This is a genomic window from Microbacterium sp. PI-SA-G (assembly GCF_057215335.1).
On sequence record NZ_CM170103.1, the window covers coordinates 1,512,758 to 1,521,584 of the forward strand.

18 protein-coding genes are annotated in these 8,827 nt (G+C 60.7%); 1 reads left to right on the forward strand and 17 read right to left on the reverse strand.

Features of this window, described 5'->3' with window-relative positions; genetic code table 11:
* Positions 1–41 precede the first annotated feature (41 nt).
* The 17 genes from AC2D10_RS07490 to AC2D10_RS07570 all read right to left on the reverse strand — a co-directional run bounded on the left by AC2D10_RS07490 (position 42) and on the right by AC2D10_RS07570 (position 8,289).
* Entirely contained in the window at positions 42–989 is a 948-nt protein-coding gene (locus AC2D10_RS07490) for a hypothetical protein (protein ID WP_484711460.1), read from the reverse strand.
* Between the two features lie 108 nt (positions 990–1,097).
* Positions 1,098–1,739, reverse strand: coding sequence for a hypothetical protein (locus tag AC2D10_RS07495; protein WP_484711461.1), 642 nt, complete (start codon positions 1,737–1,739; stop codon positions 1,098–1,100).
* Positions 1,739–1,978 carry a hypothetical protein gene (locus tag AC2D10_RS07500; protein ID WP_484711463.1) on the reverse strand — a complete coding sequence of 80 codons (240 nt, stop codon included), beginning with the start codon at positions 1,976–1,978 and terminating at the stop codon, positions 1,739–1,741. The genes AC2D10_RS07495 and AC2D10_RS07500 overlap by 1 nt, the downstream gene beginning before the upstream one ends.
* Positions 1,975–2,793, reverse strand: a complete 819-nt coding sequence (locus AC2D10_RS07505; RefSeq protein ID WP_484711464.1) for a PD-(D/E)XK nuclease-like domain-containing protein — start codon at positions 2,791–2,793, stop codon at positions 1,975–1,977. Before AC2D10_RS07505 ends, AC2D10_RS07500 begins: the two co-directional genes overlap by 4 nt.
* The gene (locus tag AC2D10_RS07510; RefSeq protein WP_484711465.1) at positions 2,790–3,329 is read right to left on the reverse strand and encodes a hypothetical protein; all 540 of its coding nucleotides are present in this window, start codon (positions 3,327–3,329) and stop codon (positions 2,790–2,792) included. The genes AC2D10_RS07505 and AC2D10_RS07510 overlap by 4 nt, the downstream gene beginning before the upstream one ends.
* Positions 3,326–3,493 carry a hypothetical protein gene (locus AC2D10_RS07515; RefSeq protein WP_484711466.1) on the reverse strand — a complete coding sequence of 56 codons (168 nt, stop codon included), beginning with the start codon at positions 3,491–3,493 and terminating at the stop codon, positions 3,326–3,328. The genes AC2D10_RS07510 and AC2D10_RS07515 overlap by 4 nt, the downstream gene beginning before the upstream one ends.
* Complete coding sequence (locus AC2D10_RS07520) at positions 3,490–3,639, reverse strand: hypothetical protein (protein ID WP_484711467.1); 150 nt, start codon at positions 3,637–3,639, stop codon at positions 3,490–3,492. Before AC2D10_RS07520 ends, AC2D10_RS07515 begins: the two co-directional genes overlap by 4 nt.
* A 231-nt stretch (positions 3,640–3,870) precedes the next feature.
* Entirely contained in the window at positions 3,871–4,125 is a 255-nt protein-coding gene (locus AC2D10_RS07525) for a hypothetical protein (RefSeq protein WP_484711468.1), read from the reverse strand.
* Positions 4,126–4,382: 257 nt separating this feature from the next.
* Positions 4,383–4,847: a hypothetical protein gene (locus tag AC2D10_RS07530; protein WP_484711469.1), complete on the reverse strand. Its 465-nt coding sequence runs from the start codon at positions 4,845–4,847 to the stop codon at positions 4,383–4,385.
* Positions 4,844–5,098: a hypothetical protein gene (locus AC2D10_RS07535; RefSeq protein WP_484711470.1), complete on the reverse strand. Its 255-nt coding sequence runs from the start codon at positions 5,096–5,098 to the stop codon at positions 4,844–4,846. The genes AC2D10_RS07530 and AC2D10_RS07535 overlap by 4 nt, the downstream gene beginning before the upstream one ends.
* Positions 5,099–5,546: 448 nt before the next feature.
* Positions 5,547–5,810, reverse strand: coding sequence for a hypothetical protein (locus AC2D10_RS07540; RefSeq protein ID WP_484711471.1), 264 nt, complete (start codon positions 5,808–5,810; stop codon positions 5,547–5,549).
* 339 nt (positions 5,811–6,149) lie between these two features.
* Positions 6,150–6,452: a hypothetical protein gene (locus AC2D10_RS07545; RefSeq protein WP_484711472.1), complete on the reverse strand. Its 303-nt coding sequence runs from the start codon at positions 6,450–6,452 to the stop codon at positions 6,150–6,152.
* Positions 6,449–6,595: a hypothetical protein gene (locus AC2D10_RS07550; protein ID WP_484711473.1), complete on the reverse strand. Its 147-nt coding sequence runs from the start codon at positions 6,593–6,595 to the stop codon at positions 6,449–6,451. The genes AC2D10_RS07545 and AC2D10_RS07550 overlap by 4 nt, the downstream gene beginning before the upstream one ends.
* Entirely contained in the window at positions 6,592–7,377 is a 786-nt protein-coding gene (locus AC2D10_RS07555; protein ID WP_484711474.1) for a phage antirepressor KilAC domain-containing protein, read from the reverse strand. The genes AC2D10_RS07550 and AC2D10_RS07555 overlap by 4 nt, the downstream gene beginning before the upstream one ends.
* Positions 7,374–7,871: an HNH endonuclease signature motif containing protein gene (locus tag AC2D10_RS07560; RefSeq protein ID WP_484711475.1), complete on the reverse strand. Its 498-nt coding sequence runs from the start codon at positions 7,869–7,871 to the stop codon at positions 7,374–7,376. Before AC2D10_RS07560 ends, AC2D10_RS07555 begins: the two co-directional genes overlap by 4 nt.
* Entirely contained in the window at positions 7,868–8,053 is a 186-nt protein-coding gene (locus tag AC2D10_RS07565) for a helix-turn-helix transcriptional regulator (protein ID WP_484711476.1), read from the reverse strand. The genes AC2D10_RS07560 and AC2D10_RS07565 overlap by 4 nt, the downstream gene beginning before the upstream one ends.
* Positions 8,050–8,289 (reverse strand): helix-turn-helix domain-containing protein, encoded by a 240-nt coding sequence (locus tag AC2D10_RS07570; RefSeq protein WP_484711477.1) that lies wholly within the window; start codon positions 8,287–8,289, stop codon positions 8,050–8,052. Before AC2D10_RS07570 ends, AC2D10_RS07565 begins: the two co-directional genes overlap by 4 nt.
* A 77-nt stretch (positions 8,290–8,366) precedes the next feature.
* On the opposite strand from AC2D10_RS07570, the gene AC2D10_RS07575 reads away from it, so the two are divergent.
* Positions 8,367–8,813, forward strand: coding sequence for a helix-turn-helix domain-containing protein (locus AC2D10_RS07575; RefSeq protein ID WP_484711478.1), 447 nt, complete (start codon positions 8,367–8,369; stop codon positions 8,811–8,813).
* The last annotated feature ends 14 nt before the right edge of the window (positions 8,814–8,827 follow it).

Sequence of the window (8,827 nt, forward strand, 5' to 3'; positions counted from 1 at the left end):
CCCGTCGTGCTGGGTGGTGGCCTTGTGATGTGGTGTTGCGATCAGAAGTCGATGTCTCTCACCGCTGGGCATCGGACGCATGATCCGTCCGTCACCCACTTGTGTCCGTTCGCGCACGGGTCAGGTTTGGTCGATGCCATTGCTGCATCCCATTGCGCGTTGATGATGTCGTTGGATGCGGCAGGGAGGTCGTCGTTCCACCGTTCGCCGTTGAGCCATGCGACGAGTGACGGCACGTACTGGCGGTCGGTGGTGTCCGTGTATGCCTTGCCGAATCGGATGATGTGGTTCACGAGATCGTCTACCGGCATCGTCTTCGCGAGCAGTCTGAACTTCGCGAGCGACTTCTTCTTCTCGACCTTCTTCGGCCAGTTTGACCATGCAGATTCGAAGTCAGACTCAATGTCCCGCACCGCAGGTGCGCGGAGTGAGTAGTCAGTAGTCGGTAGTAGGTAGTTAGTAGTAAGTAGTGGGGCATCCCCTACCGAATCCCCTACCGAAACCCTTACCGAAACCAACTCGGAAGGGTTTACGGAACCCTTCCGAAGTAGTTCTTGAACCATTCCGACCGTGAACGCGCGCCACTCCGGGTGGGCGTCGTGCAACCGTTTCAGTTCATGTACGACGACACCCTTGATGGTCATCGAGTAGGTGCGATCCCATGCCGTCACCATCGCCTTCGCGACGTTCGGCTTCTGCAGCAGGCCATCCCATCGCAGGAACGATCGAATCATCACCTCCTCGGTCTCCTCGTCGATGACGATGTACAGGCCGCGCTGTAGTTCCATTGCAGCATCCTCGACCTCGCCACTCTTCCTGCCTCTCGACAGGACGGCGATACGCTTCGGTCTCCAATCGGCCACACCCGCGTAGGAGAGCGACTTCGAGGTCAGCAACTGCATGTAGAGCAGTTGTGCAGGCCCGCTCAGCATGCGGAAGTCATCGTCGTTCCATATGTCGGTGTTGATGTTCGCTCTATCCCGCGCCATCGTCTACCCCCAGCATGTAATCGATCACCAACTCAGATATCCGCGGAGCAGTGGCGGGCGGCAACTCGTCGATGATCTCGCCCACAAGGTCTGCCCACCACTGTGCTGTCACCGCTTCGGCTTCCGTGTCCTTCCATGCCTCCGCTTGCACCATGTGTTTCGCGATGCGCCCCATGTCGCTCGTATCAACCCCTCGAGCTCGCCACGCTTGGTGATGAGCGCGTTCTGGATCTCGGATACCTTGTCGATCCCGAGTGACTGTGCGTGCTTCTCGATCGCGTCGAGCTTGGTGACGTCCGTTGCAGCCTGGATTGCTCCGATCGCACGCGTGATGTCGTCCGTGTTGGATGACGGCGCTGGTGCATCGGCGAGCGGCTGGACGACGAACGGTGCGCGCTTACCTCGGGTCACCGTGAGCGAGACGGAGAGTGGCTTGTCGATGTGACTGAGTGCGTCGATCTTGATGCCACCGACGACGTTGGCACCGAATTTGACTGTCGGATCACCCTTGAGTCGTATGCGCCGGCCAGCGTAGGCAGATGCTTCCGGTCCCCACGCGGCGACGAGAACGCGACGCATCGACTTCGACGGCTTGTACGGGCGACCAGGGAACTCGACAAGGTGAACCTCGACGGGCTGTTCTGCCGTGCCCTGCTTGACTGACTCGACCGTGACCGTCTTTGGGCCTGAGGTGTAGTCGTCAAAGTTTTGTTGGTCACTGCGTGGTGCTGTGGTCTGCGAGATATCCATCAGTCAGCCTCTTTCGTGTGGACATTTTCACCGTGATGCGGGCAGTCGACGTTCGGTCCATCACTAATCCCGGCGATCGCGGGGGTGCAGACGCACGCGAGCCGAACGTCAACGGGGGTCACCTTCGTCACCTCGGCGTCGGGGTAGAACGTCACCCCGTTCTGCCAGCCGTTCTTTGTGCGCGTCGCCAGCGGGTACTCGGTGAGAGCGCCGCGTGTAACTTCTAGCCGGGCGATCATGCGATCTCCATTTCGTCTTCGTGCTCGTACATGAGCCAGTTGGGTGGTGCGAGCAGTTCGCCTTCGATCCCAGGCCACTCCCCCGTCTCGACGCACCGCTGATACACGTCGCGTGCTTCCTTGGCGAGCTTGCGGCCGATGTCGCGGTACATGACGTCGAGCTCGTAGACGACGACCTGATACGGGCCGCTGGTCTCGACAGCGATGAACTTGAACGTGTCGAGTTCATCGCCAGTTTCGAACTTGTGCACGTCGCGGTACCAGGCTTCTTGCATGAAGTAGCCGTACTCGACGACGTGCTTGTTGAAACCGCGCGGTGTGGCATCGGTGGTCGTCTTGAGATCCGCAGCCGACGTGTTTCCGTAGACGTCGAACCGTGCGCGAACCGGGACACCCTCGGGCGATGCCGAGAAGATCGACGTTTCGCGGTGTGGCATCTCGAGCACCTGTCTGGCGCCCGAGTTCGCGAGTACGGCTTCGGTGATCCGGTTGATGACGTTCACCTCGACGGACTTCATGGGCACGAACCCGTTGTCGCGTTGTTCCTCAGCCCACGCCTTTGCGGCGTTGGTTGATGCGGCACCGTTCGAGGCGAGCACGTCATCCGGGTATGCGACCGCCTGCAGCCCGATACCCAGAACCTTCGCGTGGACCGCGTGACCGATGTCGTACGCCTTCGTGGTGCGTGGGTGCGACTTCTCCCAGATGAACTTCGCCGGCGAGCCCTTGAACTCGGGCAGAAGACGACGCGCCCCGGTGCTCGAAAGCTCGGGGCGCGAATGGTAGGCGTCGTCTGACATGTGATAGTCGATCATGATGCGTCCTCCTCGGGGTAGATGCGACGACCAGCAGTGATCACTGGAGCGCGTAGGCCCAGCTTTGGAGCGAACACGTCATCCATTGGGAACAGGTAGAGAGTGTCGCCCTGAATGTCTCGGGATGCGATCGCCGCGTAGTTGCGGGTTGATCCTTCGGCGGTCAGTTCCCAGATTTCGCCAGCCTTCGCGTCTTCCCATGGCTTCGGTTCCGGGTGAGCCTCGAAGTACTCTTGCGCCACCCGCCGAAAGGGGCTCTCTTCGTGTCCGGGGATGCGATGCACGATCCGGTAGTGCCCGGACACGAAGAGAGCCCCAACCTCGTCGCTGGACACCCGGCGCGCGTAGTAGTTCGGGTCAAGCTTGGAACGCCACCGTCCGAGTTCTTCGTCGCGCTCATGCTGGAAGAACTCGCGCAGCGCCTGAGCCGATCGTGGAGTCAGGGTGACTGCGGTCAGGTGGTCCTCGTAGGCGGCAAAGATCGAGTTCGGGTGGATGTCGATCTTGACCCCGTTGCTTGCGGTGAATGCGGTCATGATGTGATCTCCAAGCCGATGATGTCGAGGTTGTTGTAGGCGGCTTCCCGGCGTGCTTCGTTGTACGCGTGACGCCACATGTGCTTCGGGAAGATGGCGAGTACGTAGGTGTCGCGGAGGACTTGCCAGCACCCGGATCCGCTCGCTTTGACCTTGATGTTCATGCGTCACCACTTTCGATTCGCGCCTTGGTGAGTGCCTGCTGTGCTTGCTGTTCGCGGTAGGTGTGGAGCCGCAACGATCTCTCGGCGTCGGCTTTCGCGTGCTGGGTAAGTTGCAACCGGTGTTCGAGCTCTTCGATTGAGGTCATGGGGTTTCTCCTATCGTCCGAGCCGTGCGTATTTCCGTGCCCATGCGAACTCGATGATCGCGAGGATGATGAGTGCGATTGCTACGAGTGCCATGAGTGCGGATAGGGCGTGTTCGATGGGCGCGTTGAGGGTGAACAGAAGGGCGGCGACTGCTAGTGCAATCGCCGCCCCTGTGAGGTAGACCAGCCCGGTGATGCGACTCTCTCTTGCCCACCGAGACCACATGCCCGTCATGGGTTACCCATCTCAGCGACGCGCGCGGCCTTGAGTTCGGGGTAGCGCACTTCGAGGCAGTCGGCCATGTCGGCAAAGAGTTCCATGACGCACTCGCACGGGAACGTCTGACACCAGCAGTACTCATCGGACTGGATGATTGTCGACAGGACGCTGAACGTGTCCCGAAGAACCGAAACTGGATCTTTAGCCCCGGCGTAAACTCCAAGATCCTTGACTCTGGCGACCATCGTGCGTTCTGGTTCAGTCATTGTTCGTCTCCTTCTGTGCGTCGAATGCCGGTCCCGGAACACGACAAGCATTCGAGTTCGTCTTCGTAGTCGGTGCTGTTGTTCACCGTGTAAGCCCCCCACCCGAGGCATGGCATGCAGTAGTCGCGGATGCCAGGTCTAGGCGAGGCGGGCATGGTTCTCGTTCGCGACGAGTGGCGCAGATGAGGGCGCCGTGGTCCTGCGCGGTACATCGGATGCACCGGAGCAGATCGCGAGCCACGTCGATTCGTTGTCGCTCATCGCGTCACCGTCCGTTCGTTCATCTGCTTGCTGATCGTCTGCACACCGTTCGCGGTTGCAGTGACAGTGACCGCGTATGCACCACGCGCCACATTGTCGAAGCGGACCGTCCAGTCACGTGTTGCGCCCCACGGTGTTGTGATGATCTGCGTGGTCGACTGGGTTTGTGAGACGCCGGCCGAATCGACCAACGTTGCGACGATGACCACCGAACCGACCACATCCGGCCCCGTCGTATCCATCACCGCAACGACCACACCGATACGTGGACGGTTCGCATACGTCGCGGCATCCCACGGGTTCTCATCCCACGTGCGCGCCGTATTGAACGTCAGGCGATCCTTGAGTGGTGCGGGTGGGGTGGATGCTGCTGCGAGAGGTGTTGCGATGGCCATAGCGATCACCGGGACCGACCATGCTGCGGAACGGATGACCGATCTGCGCGAGACGGGGGCGGTCATGACTTCACCTCGGCGGCACGCAGGGAGGCGATCAGAGCCAAGACGGTCTGTGGGTCAACCGCTGCGATGTACTGAATGTCACGCATCTTCTGTTCGACATCAACCCCGTATTCCACGAGGAAAGCGCCAGTTGCCGGAGGTCGCGAGTAGGCTTCCCCATCCTCGTTGAAGTCGGTCCAGGGGCCAGGTGTTGCGGCTTTGGCGACCCTTTCGAGGTAGTCGAGGTTGAGCTGTTCTTCGTTCTCGTTCATGTGTTTCTCCGTTCGGGGTGCAAGAAAGGCCCAGACGTCATGCAGACCCCTTTCGTCGTATATCTGCGTGCCCCGCTGAGTTCTACGCTCAGACAACCGATTTCAGGCTCGGGGCCGCCACGTGACCCTGCGGCATGGTTCGGGTCGACCAACTCCCGCCAAGTTGATGCATGACCCTGCATCTGGTTCCGCCCGTACTGCATGGCGGCGAACTGTCGAATCCTTTCCTTCGACTCCCGAAGACGCCGGCCCACTTACATCCGGCACCCGCAGCCCGTGAACACCTCCCGGCGATCTGGCTTCTGAGTTGTATGTGACGCGTAACCGTTGCCGAGCCAGTGAGAGCCGGGATGGGTGACGCTATGTAGGTGATGCCGTGCACCTGTTTTTGGGTGCACTCGTCCGCCCCTCCCCACGACAGGGAGGTGCGGGGATCGTTTTGCGGTGATCAGCCGGTGAGGTTTGCCAGACGGGTTAGAACGCGCTTCAGGTGGGTGATCTGATTGCCGGTCATGACATCGGCCAGTGCGCCCCAGTTGCGAGGATCGACCATGGCCGGGTCGCGGTCGAGCAGATCAAGCCAGTCCTCGGCCAGATCGCTCAGCTTGATTCGGAACGGCTTGTGGTGCTCGAGGTAGATGGAACGCAGATCGAGGAGCGCGGGGTTGCTCGGGTTCGTCTGCGGGTACAGGGTGGAAGCGAACTGAGTCACGATGCGGCCTCGCTCCTCGTCATGCCACAGCGCTCGCACACGATCTGCGAGTAGCCGTACTGTCCTGCTGGCGGATACGACACATTAAACTTGTGCGTGCCTGGAGCGATGCAGGGTTTGACCTGCTGGAAGGCCTGAGTCCGACCCGGGAGGCTCATCGCACACCTCCGCACGATCGCATGCCACGGTTCGAACGATGACCAGAACCAGTCACCACAACCGGGTCAGACGCTTCACGAGCCGCCCAATACCGCGCAGAAGCACGGAACTCTCGACGCAAGTAACCGACGATCGCGGCGATGGTTGCAGGGATCGCGAACCACAGAGGCAGGTTGTCCATCACGCGCCACCCTTCTGCTGAGTCGGGCAGTCGTCCGTGCACCCATGAACCGGGGCATCGACGTCAACCGAGTACAGCCAGTCGAGGAACCCCGAACGCAACTGTGCTTCGTTGAGCCGCTTAGCCGTCTCGATCAGACCGCTCGCACTGGTCGAACGCTGGATACCGATGTCAGGCCGTGTGTTGTTCGGCCACCGCTTGAGGAATCCCTCTTCATCGGGAACCCAGTGGTGGTCGACGAGCTGAGCCGCACGCTTAGACGCGCTCAGGATGAACATCGGAGGAGAGGCCTTGGTGGTCATGACGCCACCACCTGAACAACGCGGTACTTCTCGTAGCCGACCGTCTTGTTGAGAGCAGCGATGTCCTCGAACGTCCACACTGCGCGTGACCGCTTCCATGTGCCGTTCTTCGAGGGGCGGTATTCCACAGTGAGGTGCATCATGACGCCACCGCCAGAGTGCCCAGACGAACACGCAACCGCTCGAGACCACGAGGCGTCACACGAACCTGAGGCGCGGTCGGAACCAGATCACCATCCGAGTTCAGACGAGGCGGCATTGCGCGCTCAGTCAGGTAGCCGGCGTCCAGTGCAGACGCGTAAGGCCTCCAGCGCTTGCCCTCACCGCGGTAGATCCAGCGGATGAACGCGAGAGCCTCGAACAGACGCTGAGGGCCAGTGTCGACACCCGCACGCTTGAGGATGTTCGCCGCATCAGCAACCGCATAGTCACCCTCAGCCGAAGCGAGCTCATCCCACGCATCCGCTTTGGGCTGTGCAACCGCGAGAGCTGCGAGTGCCGTCTGTGCTGCCTGGATGATCTGAGTCGCACCAGCAAGCGACGTCGGATCGAACACGGGCGCTGCGGTCTCCTGCTTGCGAGTCTGCACCGCGAAGTACTGCTGCAGTGCTGCGATCTCCGGCTTCGAACCATCCGCGTTCTGAAACAGGATGTAGCACGCGTACCGAGTGAGCTCGACGTCCTCTACCTGACGGAAGCCGCCGTTCGGCATCGGGGATGATTTGTTGGACCCAACAAAATGCACGGATGCGTCCAGGCCAGAAGTGTTGACCGATGCGATTGCCCGGTCGATTGCCTTCGACCAGTTGCGCCACTCGTCATAGCCGGCGAACTGCTGCAGGTCACGTGCCGACCAGACTTCACCGTCCGTCAGCGTGACGATCTTGAGATCATCGAGCTGTGCGCTCAAGCTGAGGGTGTTCATGCTGCTACTTCCTGTCGATCGCACTGGCAACGAGTGCCGGTGGCAAGGTGAAGGCGGTGACGTCGCCGCTGATCCTCGGCGAGTTCTTCTGCTGACATAGCGGCCCGACTGGTGATGATGTTCGCCAGCCACTCCGGGAGCGGGGCGGGCTTCGATGCCGGGATGTACGCGGCGAGTGACGCGGCGGAGTAGATCGGACGCAAGTTCTCGTGCCCAACCCGGCGACGGTGCTCTTCACCCGTTACGGCTTCGAGGTGCTTCGGGTTGACGCACGACGTGTTCTCGCAGAGGTGGTCGATCTCGAGCCCCCGCGGGATCTCGCCGACGACAAGCGTGTAGGACATCCGGTGCGCGAGGGCCGATCGTCCCGTGCCGTCCGACATTGAGCCGTAACCCTTGGGATTCTTCGCCCCGGTCCAGGTCCAGCAGTCGCCCTCGATGGCGATCTTCGTCTGCATATTTACGGGGAGGACGAGCAGAGGGGAGACGCTCACGATTCCACCTCGACCAGACGCGCCTTGTTCCAAACATCGAGGTCGGCCTCATAGAAGGCGTTGAGACGTCCCTGCTTGAAGTGCTTGGGACCGGCGCCCTGACTGATCAGGTTGTACAGCGTCTGAACTTCCATCCCGCAGTACGTCGCGGCCTGCTTGGAAGTAAGGATGGGAGTGCTCATGCCGCTCCCTCCCTCTCTAGCGGCGAAGACAGAACGTGAGCGAGAGGCACCTCGAAGTGGGCGGCGATGACAGCCAGCTCATCGATCGTGAAAGGCGTCGTGCCGAGAAGTCGGCGCTTGAGAGTAGAGTGAGCGATGCCAGACTCTTCACTGAGCTGCTCGATCGACTCTCGCCGACTGGCGAGAAGCAATCGAATGGCTCGGGCGGCCTGGTTGCTCGGCGTTGAGAAGTTCATGTGGACTACGTTAGTTCACATGAACTAGAAGTCAATAGGTTCTCGACATCTCGGGTCATATCTGACACAATCCAGTTGTGACTAACTACGAACCGACGCTCATCTTCCGCGAGATCGCCGCCCGACTCAGGGGACGCATCGCCCGCTTCGACCTGAACCAGGCCGATCTGGCGATGATCTGTGGCGTTTCGCAGTCACAGTTCTCGAAGATCATCCGCGGTACGCGCCCGATGACGGTCGATCAGCTAGCCGCTGTGTGCGAAGCGCTGGGCCTCTCAATTGGGGAGCTGGTGAGCGAGGTTGAGGAGTTCGCCCAGGAGAGACTGTCAGGCTCCTCGCCTGTCGCGTACGTCGAGGATGACGAGCGTCTCGACAAGCCCTCTGTCCGCAAGCCGGAATGGCTCGACGGCTTCGGGCGAGAGGCTCTCAGCCGATTCAATGTCCCTGCCCCCATGGATACTCAGAGTGACCACGACCTTGTTGCCCGCAAGCGTTCGAAGGACAGAGGGGAGGACTTGGGTTGATACAGCACTTGTAC